The organism is Pseudomonas rustica (assembly GCF_018336155.1).
In the GTDB taxonomy this organism is placed as follows: Bacteria; Pseudomonadota; Gammaproteobacteria; order Pseudomonadales; family Pseudomonadaceae; genus Aquipseudomonas; species Aquipseudomonas rustica.
Map to the genome: position 1 here is coordinate 233,947 of NZ_JAGYHF010000005.1, position 15,331 is coordinate 249,277.

Below are 15,331 nucleotides of genomic sequence, written 5' to 3' on the forward strand. Positions count from 1 at the left end.
CACTCACCAAGGTCAATCATGCTCTACACCCAAAAGAATCCGCCCACTGGAGCAGGTGGCGGTGTCATTGCGATAAGCGAAATACAACTTGCTGCGCTCCGGATCAAAACGCAGGTGCAGCTGAATTTCATCCCCCGGCCGCACCAGTTGCTGAAACTTCAGCACTTCCATCCCGGCAAATGGCCCGTTCAGATTCAGCAATTGCCGCCCAAGGTTCAGCGCCCATTCCACCTGCACCACGCCCGGCAACACCGGTGCCTTGGGGAAGTGGCCGCTGAAATAAGCCAGATCCGGCGGCACGCTCAGTTGCAAACTCCATTCACCCTCAATCTCGACCTGCGACAGCACTTCCGGCGCTTTCGGACGCGGCGCCATCAACAGTGCTTCAACCTCGGCCTGGGGCAGTTTGCCCTGGCTGTTCAACGGCAATTGCCGCACCAACCGCCAGCGCCGCGGCAGGGCCAGAGCTTCACAGTGTTGGCGCAAATGCTGGCGCAAAGTTTCGGTGAGGCTGCGGCGGCCATGTTCACGCAACGCAAACAACCCCGAATCGCTGAGCACCAGCAGGGCCCCAAGGGACGCGCGGTTTTCCTGCACCACGCCAAGCCGCGCTTCGGCAACCCAGTCGTGAGCGACCAAGGCCTGTTCCAGCATCGGCAGAGAGATGCGTTTTTCTTCGAGTTTAACGATGCGATCCAGCCGTCCCAACAACTCGAAACGACCATCGGCAGCAATGCGCGCCGCGTCGGCGGTGTGTTCGACATGGCCGGCAGGCAGATAAGGCGAAGCGATCAACAGCGCGCCCTCGCTGTCTTGACTCAATTGGACACCGGCGAACGGTTGCCACAGTTGTTCACCCTGACGCCAGGCAATGCCGCCGGTTTCCGAGCTGCCGAGGATTTCCGTCGGCCATTGCTGCAAGCGTTGTTGCAGACTTTGCGCAGCCTCAAACGGCAACGCTCCACCGGAGGAAAACACTCGGCGCACGGCACTGAGCGCTGGCCAATCAAGGTTGTCGCCCATGCGCTTGAGCAGCGCCGGGCTCGCGACCCAGGCGAAGGTCGGATGTTCGCGGCTGGCGCGCTGCATGTCTTCCGGGAAGGCCAGTTGCTTGCGCACAAACGGGCGCCCGGCGCACAGCGGCCACAACACGCGAAACAGCAAACCATAGATGTGTTGAGTGGCGACGCTGCCGATGATGCAGGCTTCAGCAAGATCCACGCCCCACAGTTGCTCCAGCGCTTCAACTTCATTGGCCAGTTGGCGCAGGGTTTTGTCGATACGCTTGGGTTCGCCGCTGGAGCCGGAGGTGCACAGGCTCAGCTGACAATGATCGAGATCCAGCGCCGCAGCGGGCAATGCCGGCTGCTGAAAGTCAGTCAGGTGCGCGTCTTCGGCGTGATCGGTCAGCCACAGATCGACTTCGCTCGACCAGCGCTGGCGAGTTTGCGGTTGCAAGTCCGACGGCAACAACACGCTGACGCCGGCGCGCCACGCTCCGAGCAGGGCGATGGCGAGATCGGCGGCATCCTCCAGATGCACGGCGAGGCGCTTCACGCCCTGCGCTTGCAGGCCGGCGGCAACGCTCAGCGCCTGTTCGCACAGTTGCGCGTGATCGAGTGCCGGCGCAGCGCAAATCGCCCGCGCCGGCAGGGCCTTGAGCAACAACTGCTCAAGTTTTATCCAGTTCATGTACGGCCTCTTACCCGTTGTCGTATCAGCCATTCAATGGCAAACATCAGGCCGATCAATCCGTAGGAGATCAGGCCGGTGTACAACATCCACCAATTCAGCGGCGCCCACAGGGTCAGGAGGGCGGCGCACAAACCGTTGCAAAAGAAAAACACGCTCCAGGCCACGGTGACCTTGCGTGTGTAGCGAATTGCGATGTCCGGCAGCTCTGGCTCACGCAACCGCGCCAGTCGCTCGACCATCGGCGGCCCGTATTTCAGGCTCAGGCTGAACAGCACCAGCATGAAACCGCTGATCAGCACCGGGTACCAGCGCAGCAACAGCGGGCTGTCGAACAGCGCCAGCAACAGGCAGAACACGATCGCCACGCAAGCCATCCACAGGCTGCCGGGTTTGCGCTCGCCGGTCAGGGCGCGCGCGAGCCACAAGCCGCCCAGCAGCAGACCGAACTGCCACGGGGCGAAGTGCTCCATGCCGAAATACACCGCAAAGGGGTACAGCAGACCGGCCAGCAGCAGGCCCAGGCCGATCAATCGGCTCATGCGGCCGGTTGAACCAGACGGTAAACCGCCTCGACCACGTCACCGACGGTGCGCACGGTCTTGAATTCTTCGGCGGCGATTTTCTTGCCGGTCTGGCGCTTGATGTGATCGATCAGATCGACCGCGTCGATGCTGTCGATTTCCAGATCCTGATACAGATTGGAATCCAGGCTCACGCGGGCCGGATCCAGTTCGAACAGCTCGACCAAGGCATCGCGCAGGGTGTTGAAAATGTCGTCACGAGTTTGCATGGTCCGGTCTCAAGCTGCCTGTTTTGCCGTGACGAAGGCCGCAAGGCTCGCCACGTTGGTGAAATGGTTGCGGGTGTCTTTGGCGTCGGCGTCGATTTTGATGCCGTACTTTTTCTGGATCGCCAGACCCAATTCCAGCGCGTCGACGGAATCCAGGCCCAGGCCTTCACCGAACAGCGTTTGTTCGTCACCGATGTCGTCGGCGCTGATGTCTTCGAGGCCGAGGGCGTCGATGATCAGCAGTTTGATGTCACGCACCAGGCTAGGGGTGTTCAGTTCGCTCATCTTCGGCGAGCTCCTTGATAAAGTAAGAATGCAAATAATCGTTGAGCTTGCGCGAGGCTTGCGGGGCGGGCCCCTGCGCGGCGAAGGTCTGTGGATCTATATCGGCCCCGACCCGAAAACTGAAGTGCACACGACGGCGCGGGATGCGATACCACGGCTCGGCTTTGGTCAGGGTGGTCGGGTTGACCTTGATGATCACGGGTGTGAGGATTTTCGCCCCGCGCAGGGCAATGGCTGCGGCGCCCCGATGAAAGGCAGGCGGCTGGCCCGGCTGAGTGCGGGTGCCTTCGGGGAAAATGATCAGGCTCTGGCCGCTTTGCAATGATTCTGCGGCGGCGTCGAGCATGTCCATGCTGCCGTCATTACTGATGTATTCGGTACGGCGCAGCGGGCCACGGGTGAAGGGGTTTTCCCACAGGCTTTTCTTCACCACGCAATTGGCCTGGCGCACCAGGCCGATCAGAAACACCACGTCGATCAGCGACGGATGGTTGGCGATGATCATTTGCCCCGGTCGGCCGAGGCGTTCGGCGCCTTGAATGTCGTAGGTCAGCACGCCGGTGCGGGCCATGAACTGCACAAAAAACCAGAACAGGCGACTGACCATCTGTCGCGCACGCTGGCGATGAACCAGCGCGTCGCCGGGCAGGCAGCCGAGAATCGGGAATACCACCAGACGCAGGCACAGCCCGCCGAGCCCGAACAGGGCGAAGCTTGCGGCGGTGGCCAGCAACCGCCAGTAATAGGCGTCGCGGTTTTTCTCGGTCACGGGTTGCGTTGCCAGGTCCATACACGATTTTTCCAGGCATGTTGGCAAAGGGTTTGCTGGCCGAGCAGGGTACGCAACAGATTGAGCGCGTGGGGCCAGTCCGATTTGGACAGTGCTTGCGGGGTGCTGTTCAGGGTCAGCCGCCAGTCGGTACCGGGGGTGAGCAGCAGGCCGAGCGCGTAAGGGAACGGCACGTCATCAATCCACTGCGAATAGGCTTGCGGCGGTTGTTCCTCGGTGATCACCAGCAACACGGCCGGGGCGCCTTCATTCAGTAGTGCCGCCGCTTCGAGCATGCCGTGTTCGAGACCGTCGCCCGCTGCGGCGAGGGCGGTCATTTCGCTGGTTTCGCCGCGCATGATCGACCACAGACCGATGATCGCGTTATGCACTGACAGGCTGAACTGGGTGGGGGATAGCGGCTGGTCGGTGGCCAGATCGCTGAGAATTTCGTACGTGCGCGGGGTTTCGCCGTGGCGCGAGACAAACACCAGCGGCAGGTTTTCCCGCCCGTCGGCGAGTGGCCAGCCAACGCTGAACGCCATCCGCGCCAGTCGACTGAGACGGCGCCGCTGCATGGCCGGTAAAAACGACACATCGGGCGCGGCATCACTGCTCTGAATCACGACCGGTTGTCGGCTCCAGGCTTGCCAGGCGTCCACGCTGTCGAGCCCGGGAGCCCACGCGCGCCATTGGGCGATGTTGAAGTTGATCACGGACATTCATCCCGCCCCTGCGGGCTTTTGTTGACGCATTTAGCCACTAAAGCCGCAGCGGACTTGGCGTGGCGCTTGGCGCCGGGTGGCGCGCATTATCCCGGTGCGACGGGCGTGTAGCAAATGCTGGTTACATTTTGCGCAATGAAATGTACTGGCTGGTTCGCGGTAAAACTGTCATTTGGCCATTATCCAGATTGGCGCGGGCCTGTCTGTCGGGGATCTCGTCAATCGTCGGCAGTTTTTACTGAGACTGCAGACGGAAGTTTGCACCTGACTGTGTAGTCCATGTCCGATGAGGTAGCGAAGCGAGGCCGCGCGCATCTACACTCGGTCATTCTTTGATACACGGAGGTTTTGTCATGCGGCGCGTGGTGTTCAATCAGAAAGGTGGTGTAGGCAAATCCAGCATTGCCTGCAATCTGGCGGCGGTCAGTGCCAGCGAGGGTTATCGCACGTTGTTGGTGGATCTCGATGCCCAGGCCAACTCCACTCAGTATCTGACCGGGCTTACCGGCGACGACATCCCGATGGGCATTGCCGATTTCTTCAAGCAGACGCTGTCTTCCGGGCCGTTCTCGAAGAAAAACCAGGCGGATATCTACGAAACCCCGTTCGACAACCTGCACATCATCACCGCCACCGCCGAACTGGCCGATTTGCAGCCCAAACTTGAAGCCAAGCACAAGATCAACAAGCTGCGTAAGTTGCTTGATGAGCTGTCCGAGGATTACGACCGGATCTACCTCGATACGCCGCCGGCGCTGAATTTTTACGCGGTATCAGCGCTGATTGCCGCTGATCGTGTGCTGATTCCCTTCGATTGCGACAGTTTCTCGCGTCAGGCCTTGTATGGGCTGATCGCGGAAATCGAAGAGTTGAAAGAGGATCACAACGAAGGTCTGGAAGTTGAAGGCATCGTGGTCAACCAGTTCCAGGCCCGGGCCAGCCTGCCGCAGCAGATTCTCGATGAATTGATTGCCGAAGGGTTGCCGGTGCTGCCGGTGTACCTGACCAGCTCGGTGCGCATGCGCGAATCCCATCAGGCCAGCACGCCGCTGATCCACCTCGATCCGCGACACAAACTGACCCAGCAATTCGTCGAACTGCACAACCTGATCGAAGGCCACTGATCCCCAGAACCACACAAATCCCCTGTGGGAGCGGGCTTGCTCGCGAAAGCGTCAGTTCTGTCGACATCTCCGTTGACTGATCCACCGCTTTCGCGAGCAAGCCCGCTCCCACATGGGGTTCAGTGGTGGGTCAGATGCCTTGGCTACGCAGCCACGCCAGCAACTGCGGCAACGGCAACGCGCCACTCTGTCGCGCCAGCTCTTTGCCGTTCTTGAACAGAATCAAACTCGGAATCGAGCGAATCCCCAACTGCGCCGACAACTGCTGATTCGCCTCGCTATCCAGCTTGGCCAACCGACACTTGCCCGCCAACTGCACCGCCGCCTGCTCGAACACCGGCGCAAACGACTTGCACGGCCCACACCACTCCGCCCAGACATCCACCAGTAGCGGCAGATCACCCTTGATCTGACTGGCGTAATCGCCTTGCTTGAGTTCGAAGGGTTTGCTCAATAGCACCGGGGATTTGCAGCGACCGCATTTCGGTTGATCGGTGAGGCGCTCGGACGGGATGCGGTTGAGGCCTTTGCAGGCGGGGCAGGGGATGAGGAGTGGGTTGGTCATGATGGGTTCTCTAAGAGGCTGTCTATAGAGCTGATTTGGAGTCGATCTGCCAATTTATCAATGTCTCAACTGCTCACAGTTTTCTCAAAGCATTCCGGGATCGATGGCTAGTCTGAAGACCAATTCAGCGTTTTACGCTTTGTCGTGAGGAGATCGCTTTGTCTTTATCTGCGTGCTACTTTTGTTGCACTAACCGAGAGTTCGATGATCTCTCTGCATCAAATCGGAGCGACATAATGTCCGTAACTTCCAAAATTCGCCGCCAAGGTGGCGCTGCCATCATTACAATTCCGCCGACGCTGTTGAAGCTATTGCATTTGGAGGTGGGGGCACAGCTTGAACTCAACGTCGTTGACGGTGAATTGATTGCCCGTCCCGCTGCGCCTCCTGCTCGTAAGCGTTATAGCTTGTCCGAGTTACTCGAAGGCGCAGAGGAATTGCAGAAACTGAACGTCCAGACTGCTGAAGCTCTTGATGGTGGCCCTGTTGGCCGGGAGCTGGGTTGATGGTGCGCAGACAGCCTCCACAGCGGGGTGACGTCTACTGGATTGATCCAAATCCCGTCGCAGGGCGGGAAATGAAGGACAGGCATCGCTTTGTGGTGATTACGCCCAGAGAAATCAACGCATTGGGTGTAAGCATGACGGTGCCTGTTACTAGTGGTGGGAATTTCAGCCGGAATTTGGGTTTGGCAGTGGCCATTACTGGCCACGAAACCAATGGTGTAGCGGTGTGTAATCAGGTTCGGAGTTTTGACATCGAACAACGGGTGCGAGACGGCACGGCCAAATTCATTGAGCGACTGGATGACGTGACAATGTCTGACATTGTCGACCGTGTGATCAGTGCAATCGATCCGCTAAGCTGAAACGCCTCACGAAGAACAACTAATCTCCAAATGCTTCCCCCACTCCGGAGGCCGCTCGGCATAACCTTCCATCCCCGGCTGTTCTTCAAACGGTTTGCTCAGCACCGCGTGCAGCCGGCGTACCTCTGAGTAATCCCCTTGCTCCGCCGCGTCGATAGCTTTTTGCGCCAAATAATTACGCAGGATGTACAGCGGGTTAACCGCATGCATCCGCGCGCGGCGCTGTTCTTGATCAGGAACGCCATCGCGGGCAACCCGGGCGATGTAGCGTTCGCCCCAGGCGTCGAAGCTTTTGATGTCAACGAAGTCGTCGCGCAACTGAGCGACTGCCTGCTGAGGTGAGTCCTCGCCAAGTCGACGGAAGAACAGCGTGTAGTCGACGCCGCTGTTTTGCATCAGTTGCAGCAGATCTTCGAGCAGTTTCTGGTCGTCGTCTTCTGCGCTGGTGAAGCCGAAGCGGCGGCGCATCAGGTCGAGGTAATGCGCCTGAAACAGTGGCAGGTACAAGCCGAGGGTTTCGCGCAGGGCTTCGACGCTGATGAATGGCGTCAACGCCTGGGCCAGTGCGCTGAGGTTCCACTGGCCGACCGGCACTTGATTGCTGAACGAGTAGCGGCCCTGATCATCCGAGTGGTTGCAGATGAAGTTGGCGTCGAAGTCGTCGAGGAAGGCGAACGGGCCGAAGTCGAAGGTGATGCCGAGGATCGACATGTTATCGGTGTTCATTACCCCGTGGCAGAAGCCGTAGGCTTGCCATTTGGCGATCAGTTCGGCGTTGCGCTCGACGATCTCGCGGAACATCGCCAGATACGGTTCCGGCTGTTCCAGGCATTCCGGGAAATGCATGGCCAGCACGTGCTCGCCGAGTGCTTTCTGCTGTTCGGGGCGTTTGGTGTAATAGAAATATTCGAAGTGGCCGAAGCGGATATGGCTCGGCGCCAGACGCAGCACCATCGCCGCGCGTTCCTGTTTTTCGCGCCAGACCGGGGTGTCGGAGCCGATCACGCAGGCTGCGCGCGAGGATGGAATATTCAGCCCGAACAGCGCTTCGGAGGCGAGGAACTCGCGGATCGACGAGCGCAGCACCGCGCGACCATCGCCCATACGCGAAAACGGCGTCTGACCAGCGCCCTTGAGGTGCAAGTCCCAATGCTCGCCCGCTGCGTTGTAGACCTCGCCCAGCAGCAGTCCGCGACCATCGCCCAGTTGCGGCGTGTAGCCGCCGAATTGATGCCCGGAATAGACCATCGCGCGCGGCTCGGCGTCGGCCCACAGCTTGTGGCCGCCAAACAGTTCGGCAAATTCCTCGGTTTCAACGGTGTCTGGATCGAGATCCAGCAACGCCAGCGCCGCCGGGCTGGCAACGACCAGACGCGGATTGTCGATCGGCTCGGGCAGCACGTGGGCGGAAAACGCGTCACCGAGGCGGGCGAAGCGATTGTCGAAGGTCAGTTCGTCGAGGGCTTTCAAGGGCCTGCTCCAGCAGAATGTCCGAGCATTCTGCTGGGAATAGACCGGTTAGTCGAGTTTGGCCGGCGGCGGCTCTTGCAGCGGTTTCTGATCGTCGGCGACCGGCACGATGGTTTTCGTCTCCGGCTCGATCGGCACCATCTTGTATTCCTGACCGTGCAGATTCTTCAGGTACACCTCCATCTGCCGGAACGAGATGTTGATGTGCTGCTTCTTGAACTCGCGGTTGATGAAGCGGTTGACCTCATCGAGCACCGGGTTACGGTCACCGAGGTCACGCACGTGCATGCGCAACTCATGGTCGAGGGTGCTTTCGCCGAAGTTGAGGAAGTACACGTGCGGCTCGGGTTCTTTCAGCACGCGCGGATTCTCGCGGGCAGCCTTGAGCAGCAATTCCTTGACCAGATCCAGATCGGAGCCGTAATCGACGCCGAGCTTCAGCGTGACGCGGGTGATGGTGTCGGTCAGCGACCAGTTGATCAGTTGCCCGGTGATGAACGTCTTGTTCGGGACAATGATGTCCTTGCGGTCGAAGTCGGTGATGGTCGTGGCGCGGATGCGGATCTTGCTCACCGTGCCCGACAGGTTGCCGATGGTGATGGTGTCACCGATCCGCACCGGGCGTTCGAAGAGGATCATGATGCCGGAGATGAAGTTCGCGAAGATCTCCTGCATACCGAAACCGAGACCGACCGACAGTGCCGCCACCAGCCATTGCAACTTGTCCCAACTGACGCCGAGGGTCGACAGCGTCGAAACAAAACCGACACCGGCGATCACGTAGGACAGCAGCGTCGTGGTCGCGTAGGCGCTGCCCTGCGCCAGATTGAGCTTGGACAGCACGAACACTTCAAGCAAGCCCGGCAAGTTGCGCGCGAGGGCGAAGGTAATACCGATGATGATCAACGCGCCGAGCATGTCGCCGATGCTGATTGGTACCATGCTCATGTTGGCGCCGGTGCCGCTGGTGTATTCGTAGAGGGTGATGTTGTCGAGGTACGAGAACACCGAAATCAGATCCGACCAGACCCAGTACAGCGCCGCGATAAAGCCGCCGAGCAGGGCCAGACGGATCAGGCGCAGGGATTGTTCGTTGACCTTTTCGATGTCCAGGGTTGGCTCTTCGATCACCGCTTCGCCGTCGCCAGCCTCTTTCGCTGCCTGCCGTTTGGCCAGCGCACGCTGGTAGGCCAGGCGCCGTGCGGCAACGCTCAGGCCGCGAACGAAAGTGGCTTCGATCACCAGCCAGAACATCAGCAGGTACAGGGTGTTGATCAAGCGGTCGCTGAGTTTCAGCGCGGTGTAGTAGTAGCCGAAGCACACCGCGACGAACAGGGCGATCGGCAGCACCGTGAACATCACGCCGACGGCTTTGCGGAACAGCGAAGTGTTTTCGTGGGCCGGGCTGCTGATCAGCAGGCGGCTGAGCAGCCACGCCATCAAGGCGTAGCAGGTCAGTACCACCGGCATGCCGAGCACGTCGTCGGCGAGTGCCGCCGGTTGCAGTTCGGCAACAGCGACAATCGTTACCAATGCCATGACCACCAGACCGAGCCGGCGGATCCAGCCACGCAGGAATTCAACCTGCGGTTTCTCCCAACGGAAATGCAGCTCGGCCACGCCGGCTGGCGCGAGAATCCGGTATGCGGTGTAAAACACCAGCCACGCCTGCGCCATTTGCAGCAGCGCCGCGCCCATGTTGGCGTTCTGTCCGCGTGCGTCGATCTGCAAGGCCAGACCGCACAGGGCCAGCGCCAGTGCCACCGGCATCGCCAACAGAATGTTGATCAGAATCGCCTGCGGCGTGTGCCATTGACTGTCGCGCTTGAAGTGACCGATGTCCTGGTGAACCTTGTTCAGGCGCCCGTAGAGACTTTTGCGGCGCCACAACAAGGCACCGATCAGCAGCGCCAACGGCAGGAACAGCAGTGGTCGCTGGGTCAGACCATCAGTCAATTCGCTGAGGCTTGAAGCCCACGGCAGAGTGTCGACCTGACGCTTGAGGCGCTCCGGCACGCTGCGCATCCACTCCAGATCCAGCGGCTTGTTGCTCGGAATCCAGAACATCTGCTCATCAAGGGTCGCGCGCAGGCTTTGCGCGGTGCTCAGCAGTTGTTTCTGGTTGAGTTGCAGGGTGATCGATTCGTTGAGCACCGCGCTCAATTCGCGGTTCAGCCGCTCCAGCAGGTCGGCGCGGGTGTTGGCCAGATCCAGCAGGCTTTTGCGCAGTTGCGGGGTGACTTGTTCCGGCGGCTGGGTGGCGAGCAGGTTGTCGACGTAGGTGGTTGGACTGCTGAGCAGTTCGCGCTGCTGGCTGACTTCAAACTGATACAGACGAATGTCAGCGATCTGATCGGCCAGGTCGCGGTCGACCTTCAGGCGCGGCAGGGCTTGCTTCTGTTTATAGAGAATCTTCGACAGCAGCAGGCTGCCCTTGAGCACGTTGATCTGCTCGTCGAGGGCGGAATCGCTTTGGGTCAGGCTGTCGAGTTGTTGTTTGGTCTGCAGGTTCTGCTGGGTGACTTCGTTGAGGCGGTCAGTGCTTTTCAGCAGGTAGTCGGAGAGCTTGAGGTTGGCCGTGCTTTCGCTGGCGAGCAGGCTGCTGCCGCCGGCCTTCTGCGCTTCGATCGATTGCTGGGTCACGGTTTCCTGCGACTGCGCCAGACGCTTCTGGTTGATCAGGGTCTGCAGCTCCTGAATCTCGCGGTCGAGGCGGTCGGATTTTTCCGAGAGCAAGTCATGTTGAGCGTTGCCGAGATCCTGCAACTGGCTGTTGCCGGCCAGCTCCTGACGGCGCAACGGGATCAGCGCGTTCAGCGCCGCCAGTTCAGCGTTGAGTTGATCACGCTGCTCGGCGCTGACGGATTTGCCCGCGTCCTTGCCGGACTTGAGGATGTTGTTGATCTGCTGAATGCGCGTCTGGCTGGCGGAGATTTCCGCCTGAGCGCGCTCCGGGCGCGTCTGCGCGGTGATGATCAGGCTGTTGGCGTCGGCCAAGGCTTTTTGCAGGTCACTTTGCTGCGTGGAGCGGTCGGTGAGGATCTGCTCCAGTTGCGTGATCGATTCGCGGGGGAAGCGCTGCGCCACCGGCACCACGGTCGTGGCTTTGAGGCGCGTCAGTTCGCGAGCGTTTTCGATGGTCTGCTTGGGTGCGGTCGCCAGTTGCTGCTTGAGGTCGATCAGTTTCTGCTCGTAATCACGCTGATTGTTCAGCTGATTGAGCGTGTTCTGCAGGACGGTTTGCAGGGTCTTTTTGTCGGCATCCGGCAGTTTGCTGTCGGCAAGTTTATCCAGGCTGGCCTGGACGGCATCGCTGGACGGTGGTTCGGCGGCGTACAGCGGGCCGACAGTAAGACTCAGGCCCAGCAGGGCCGCGGCGAAAAAGGAGCGCAGGGTAGGCATAGAGACCGGTCAAGCAAGTGATAGTGGACGCAGTTTAGAGGAAGAGTCCGGGGCCCGGGCGACTTCCTTCGGGGAATCTGACGCCCACTTTGCCGATCTTGTTCCCGTCCATGACCGCAACCGTCCAGTGGGTGTTGTTCCACTCGACCTGGTCGCCAACGATCGGTGCACCGCCGACTTTCTGCGCGATGAAGGCGCCCAGGGTCATGTCCGGATCGATGCCCTCGGCGGGCAGGCCATACAGCGCTGCAACCGCTTTAAGCTGGGCGTCTCCTTCGAGCACAAAGTCGCCGAAGAAACGCAAATCGAGGCCGCGTTGTGGCGCCTGGCTGAACAGTTTTCCGAGGGCCGGCAAGTTGTGTTCGTGGCCGATAACACACAGCAAATCATCGACTTCCAGCACCGTACTACCCGACGGATGGAGCAGTTGCTGGCCACGAAACAGGGCAGCGATGCGGGTTCCTTCGGGCATTTTCAGCTCGCGCAGGGGTGAACCGATGCACCATTTCTCCGCGCCGAGCTTATAAACGAACAGCTCCCACTCGCTGGTGACATGGACTTCCAGCGCCGCCCGGGAAATCGGCGCAGGCTCCGGCGGCACCGTCACCTTCAACAATTTGGCGACCCAAGGAAGGCTTGTGCCCTGCACCAACAGCGACACCAGCACGATAAAGAAGGCGAGGTTGAAGTACAGCTGCGCATTCGGCAGCCCGGCCATCAGCGGGAACACCGCCAAAATGATCGGTACTGCGCCACGCAGGCCGACCCAGGAAATAAAGGCTTTTTCACGGCCATGGAAGGCCTTGAACGGCAGCAGACCGACCATCACCGACAGCGGTCGCGCGAACAGAATCATCCATAGAGCCAGACCGAGGGCGGGCAGGGCGATCGGCAGCAAATCATGCGGCGTCACCAGCAGCCCCAGCACAAGGAACATGCCGATCTGCGCCAGCCACGCCATGCCGTCGAGCATGTGCAAAATGCCGTGGCGGCTGCGCACCGGGCGGTTGCCGATCACCAGACCGCACAGATACACCGCGAGGAAACCGCTGCCGTGCAAGGCGTTGGTCAGGGCGAACACCACCAGACCACCAGCGATCACCAGAATCGGATAGAGACCGGCTGCCAGGTTGATGCGGTTGACCAGTTGCAGCATCAGCCAGCCACCACCGAGACCGATCACGCCACCGATGCCGAACTCGCGGATCAGGTGGGTCAGCAGGCTCCAGTGCAGGCCGGTCTGGCCGCTGGCGAGCATGTCGATCAGGGTCACGGTGAGAAACACCGCCATCGGGTCGTTGCTGCCGGATTCGATTTCCAGGCTGGCCGTAACCCGTTCGTTCAGTCCTTTGCCGCCGAGCAAGGAGAACACCGCTGCGGCGTCCGTCGAGCCGACGATGGCGCCGATGAGCAGGCCTTGGATCAGGTTCAGGTCGAACAGCCATGCGGCGGCCATGCCGGTCAGCCCGGTGGTGATCAACACCCCGACCGTCGCCAGCGATAACGCCGGCCACAACGCCACGCGGAAACTCGAGACCCGTGTGCGCAAGCCGCCGTCGAGGAGGATCACCGCCAGTGCGAGGTTGCCGACCAGATAGGCCGTTGGGTAGTTATCGAAAATAATCCCGCCGCCATCAACCCCGGCGGCCATGCCGACTGCGAGGATAATGACCAGAATCGGGATGCCGAGACGGGAGGAGAGTGAGCTGACGAGAATGCTTGCACCTACCAGCAACGCGCCGATCAAGAACAGGCTGTTGATGGTCGTCGCATTCAAAGGCAGTACTCCAGAAGCGTAAAGACGGGCACAAACTGACCATGCAGTCTGCGTGCCAGCGATTCTAACCTGTTGAAATGTGATGCTGTCAAAAAGCTTTTTTCAAGATCAAAGGATCGCAGCCTGCGGCAGCTCCTACAGGGTGCACATCAATACCGTGTAGGAGCTGCCGCAGGCTGCGATCTTTTGCTTTTTCAGAGGCTAAACCGCCCAACCATGTTGTTCAGATCCAGCGCCAGCCGCGACAGCTCATTACTCGCCGCACTCGTCTGATTGGCCCCGGTCGCTGATTGCACCGACAAATCCCGAATATTCACCAGATTACGATCCACCTCGCGCGCCACCTGCGCCTGCTCTTCCGCCGCGCTGGCGATCACCAGGTTGCGCTCGTTAATTTCAACAATGGCAGTGTTGATCGTATCCAGCGACATCCCCGCGCCGCGAGCAATGTTCAGCGTCGACTCCGCGCGTTCGGTGCTGTTGCGCATCGAATCCACCGCGTGTTCGGTGCCGCTCTGAATGCTGCCGATCATCCGCTCGATTTCGCTCGTCGACTGCTGCGTGCGATGCGCCAAGGCGCGCACTTCATCCGCCACCACCGCAAAACCACGACCGGCTTCACCGGCGCGCGCCGCTTCAATCGCCGCGTTCAGCGCCAGCAGGTTGGTCTGATCCGCCAGACCACGAATCACATCCAGCACCTTGCCGATGTCTCGGGATTCATTGGCCAGATCACCGATCAACGATGCTGTGCTCTGCACATCGGCGCTCATGCGTTCGATGGCGCTGACGGTTTCCTGCACCAGATCACGGCCATCACCGGCCGAGGTCGTGGCGTTCTTCGAGGCTTCCGAGGTGCTCACCGCGTTGCGCGCAACTTCTTCCACGGCGCTGGTCATTTCGTTGACCGCGGTGGCCGCTTGTTCGATTTCGTTGTTCTGCTGCACCAGGCCGCGTGCGCTTTCGTCGGTGACGCTGTTGAGTTCTTCCGCTGCCGACGCCAGTTGCGTGGCCGACCCGGAAATCCGCTGCAAAGTGTCACGCAGCTTCGATTGCATCTTCGCCATCGCTGCCAGCAAGCGCCCGGCTTCGTCGCTGCCATCGACCTGAATCGGCTGCGTCAGGTTGCCTTCAGCGATGGTTTCCGCCGCTTCCAGTGCCTTGGCGATTGGCTTGGTAATGCTGGCGGTCAGCAACCAGGCGAACAACAACGTCAGCCCAGTCGCAATCACCAGCAGGGTGACAACCAGGTCGAACGCCGAAGAATATTGATCCGCCGCTTGCTGATTGGTGTCGACGGTTTGCCGGGTATTGATCTCCAGCAAACGGTTGAGCACGGTGTTGACCGCTTCGGAGTTGGTCAGCAAGTCGGTGTTGAGCAGGTTGCGCAGTTCATCCACCTGATTGTTGCGCGACAGGGTTCTCATCCGGTCTTCGATCTGGCGGTACTGGCTCAGCAACTGCACGTATTGATCGTACGCCGCACGTTCGTCGGGGCTGCTGATAAACGGCTCGTAATCGTTCTGCGCCTTGCGGATCTGCTGGTTGCGCATGTCCAGCAAGTCCATGGTTTTCTGCTGCACGTCCGGTTCGCGGTTGACCAGCAAACGGTACGACAACACGCGCAGACGCAGTGTCAGTTGGGTGAATTCGTCGAGGCTCTTGATGCTCGGCACGCTGCTGTTGGTGATGTCTTCGGTGGCGCCGCGAATTTTGCTCATCTGATTGAGCGCGAATACGCCGAGGATCAACATCAATGCGCCAATCAGGGCGAAACCGGTGAACGCCCGTGGGGCGATGTTCATATTGCGAAGGGACATGGAGGGTACCGAGAAGGGCCGCATCCATGCGGGCTAAAACT

At 60.1% G+C, this 15,331-nt stretch carries 14 protein-coding genes and 1 pseudogene; 3 read left to right on the top strand and 12 right to left on the bottom strand.

Annotation, left to right across the window (positions count from 1 at the left end):
• Positions 1 to 12: 12 nt before the first annotated feature.
• From KFS80_RS11385 to KFS80_RS11410, 6 genes are read right to left on the bottom strand one after another with little or no spacing between them, the layout of a single operon-like run.
• Positions 13 to 1,692: an acyl-CoA synthetase family protein gene (locus tag KFS80_RS11385; protein WP_212544854.1), complete on the bottom strand. Its 1,680-nt coding sequence runs from the start codon at positions 1,690 to 1,692 to the stop codon at positions 13 to 15.
• Positions 1,689 to 2,234, bottom strand: coding sequence for a COG4648 family protein (locus KFS80_RS11390; protein ID WP_159811654.1), 546 nt, complete (start codon positions 2,232 to 2,234; stop codon positions 1,689 to 1,691). The genes KFS80_RS11385 and KFS80_RS11390 overlap by 4 nt, the downstream gene beginning before the upstream one ends.
• Positions 2,231 to 2,485, bottom strand: coding sequence for an acyl carrier protein (locus KFS80_RS11395; protein WP_053116686.1), 255 nt, complete (start codon positions 2,483 to 2,485; stop codon positions 2,231 to 2,233). Before KFS80_RS11395 ends, KFS80_RS11390 begins: the two co-directional genes overlap by 4 nt.
• A gap of 9 nt (positions 2,486 to 2,494) precedes the next feature.
• On the bottom strand, positions 2,495 to 2,770 hold the full coding sequence (locus KFS80_RS11400; protein ID WP_053116687.1) for a phosphopantetheine-binding protein: 276 nt from the start codon (positions 2,768 to 2,770) through the stop codon (positions 2,495 to 2,497).
• Positions 2,748 to 3,560, bottom strand: coding sequence for a lysophospholipid acyltransferase family protein (locus tag KFS80_RS11405; RefSeq protein ID WP_053116688.1), 813 nt, complete (start codon positions 3,558 to 3,560; stop codon positions 2,748 to 2,750). Before KFS80_RS11405 ends, KFS80_RS11400 begins: the two co-directional genes overlap by 23 nt.
• A complete protein-coding gene (locus tag KFS80_RS11410; protein WP_212544855.1) occupies positions 3,536 to 4,261 on the bottom strand; it encodes a beta-ketoacyl synthase chain length factor in 726 nt (241 codons plus the stop codon). The genes KFS80_RS11405 and KFS80_RS11410 overlap by 25 nt, the downstream gene beginning before the upstream one ends.
• A gap of 356 nt (positions 4,262 to 4,617) precedes the next feature.
• Here KFS80_RS11410 and KFS80_RS11415 point away from each other — a divergent pair, with 356 nt between their 5' ends.
• Positions 4,618 to 5,388: a ParA family protein gene (locus tag KFS80_RS11415; protein WP_053116690.1), complete on the top strand. Its 771-nt coding sequence runs from the start codon at positions 4,618 to 4,620 to the stop codon at positions 5,386 to 5,388.
• A gap of 130 nt (positions 5,389 to 5,518) precedes the next feature.
• Here the strand turns inward: KFS80_RS11415 and trxC are convergent, their stop codons facing one another.
• Entirely contained in the window at positions 5,519 to 5,953 is a 435-nt protein-coding gene (trxC, locus tag KFS80_RS11420) for a thioredoxin TrxC (RefSeq protein WP_212544856.1), read from the bottom strand.
• A gap of 236 nt (positions 5,954 to 6,189) precedes the next feature.
• Here trxC and mazE point away from each other — a divergent pair, with 236 nt between their 5' ends.
• Both mazE and mazF read left to right on the top strand, forming a co-directional pair.
• Positions 6,190 to 6,459: a type II toxin-antitoxin system antitoxin MazE gene (gene mazE / locus KFS80_RS11425; protein WP_159811658.1), complete on the top strand. Its 270-nt coding sequence runs from the start codon at positions 6,190 to 6,192 to the stop codon at positions 6,457 to 6,459.
• Positions 6,459 to 6,821: a type II toxin-antitoxin system toxin MazF gene (gene mazF / locus KFS80_RS11430; protein ID WP_159811659.1), complete on the top strand. Its 363-nt coding sequence runs from the start codon at positions 6,459 to 6,461 to the stop codon at positions 6,819 to 6,821. Before mazE ends, mazF begins: the two co-directional genes overlap by 1 nt.
• Positions 6,822 to 6,827: 6 nt before the next feature.
• Here the strand turns inward: mazF and selO are convergent, their stop codons facing one another.
• From selO to KFS80_RS27310, 5 genes and pseudogenes are all read right to left on the bottom strand, one after another.
• A complete protein-coding gene (gene selO / locus KFS80_RS11435; protein WP_212544857.1) occupies positions 6,828 to 8,291 on the bottom strand; it encodes a protein adenylyltransferase SelO in 1,464 nt (487 codons plus the stop codon).
• A 48-nt stretch (positions 8,292 to 8,339) separates the two neighbouring features.
• On the bottom strand, positions 8,340 to 11,693 hold the full coding sequence (mscK, locus tag KFS80_RS11440; protein ID WP_159811661.1) for a mechanosensitive channel MscK: 3,354 nt from the start codon (positions 11,691 to 11,693) through the stop codon (positions 8,340 to 8,342).
• A 34-nt stretch (positions 11,694 to 11,727) separates the two neighbouring features.
• Entirely contained in the window at positions 11,728 to 13,470 is a 1,743-nt protein-coding gene (locus tag KFS80_RS11445; RefSeq protein WP_053116696.1) for a potassium/proton antiporter, read from the bottom strand.
• A 194-nt stretch (positions 13,471 to 13,664) separates the two neighbouring features.
• Positions 13,665 to 14,537, bottom strand: a complete 873-nt coding sequence (locus tag KFS80_RS27305) for a methyl-accepting chemotaxis protein (protein ID WP_371262353.1) — start codon at positions 14,535 to 14,537, stop codon at positions 13,665 to 13,667.
• A 30-nt stretch (positions 14,538 to 14,567) separates the two neighbouring features.
• Positions 14,568 to 15,314 (bottom strand): annotated as a pseudogene (locus tag KFS80_RS27310) (MCP four helix bundle domain-containing protein); the annotation flags it as partial.
• Positions 15,315 to 15,331: the final 17 nt, after the last annotated feature.

Bases quoted from the DNA above. Each gene is read 5' to 3' on its own strand.
- mscK (WP_159811661.1), bottom strand. From the start codon at position 11,693: ATGCCTACCCTGCGCTCCTTTTTCGCCGCGGCCCTGCTGGGCCTGAGT.
- mazE (WP_159811658.1), top strand. From the start codon at position 6,190: ATGTCCGTAACTTCCAAAATTCGCCGCCAAGGTGGCGCTGCCATCATT.
- KFS80_RS11410 (WP_212544855.1), bottom strand. From the start codon at position 4,261: ATGTCCGTGATCAACTTCAACATCGCCCAATGGCGCGCGTGGGCTCCC.
- KFS80_RS11395 (WP_053116686.1), bottom strand. From the start codon at position 2,485: ATGCAAACTCGTGACGACATTTTCAACACCCTGCGCGATGCCTTGGTC.
- KFS80_RS11415 (WP_053116690.1), top strand. From the start codon at position 4,618: ATGCGGCGCGTGGTGTTCAATCAGAAAGGTGGTGTAGGCAAATCCAGC.
- KFS80_RS11400 (WP_053116687.1), bottom strand. From the start codon at position 2,770: ATGAGCGAACTGAACACCCCTAGCCTGGTGCGTGACATCAAACTGCTG.
- mazF (WP_159811659.1), top strand. From the start codon at position 6,459: ATGGTGCGCAGACAGCCTCCACAGCGGGGTGACGTCTACTGGATTGAT.
- KFS80_RS11390 (WP_159811654.1), bottom strand. From the start codon at position 2,234: ATGAGCCGATTGATCGGCCTGGGCCTGCTGCTGGCCGGTCTGCTGTAC.
- KFS80_RS27305 (WP_371262353.1), bottom strand. From the start codon at position 14,537: ATGGCGAAGATGCAATCGAAGCTGCGTGACACTTTGCAGCGGATTTCC.
- KFS80_RS11385 (WP_212544854.1), bottom strand. From the start codon at position 1,692: ATGAACTGGATAAAACTTGAGCAGTTGTTGCTCAAGGCCCTGCCGGCG.
- KFS80_RS11405 (WP_053116688.1), bottom strand. From the start codon at position 3,560: ATGGACCTGGCAACGCAACCCGTGACCGAGAAAAACCGCGACGCCTAT.
- trxC (WP_212544856.1), bottom strand. From the start codon at position 5,953: ATGACCAACCCACTCCTCATCCCCTGCCCCGCCTGCAAAGGCCTCAAC.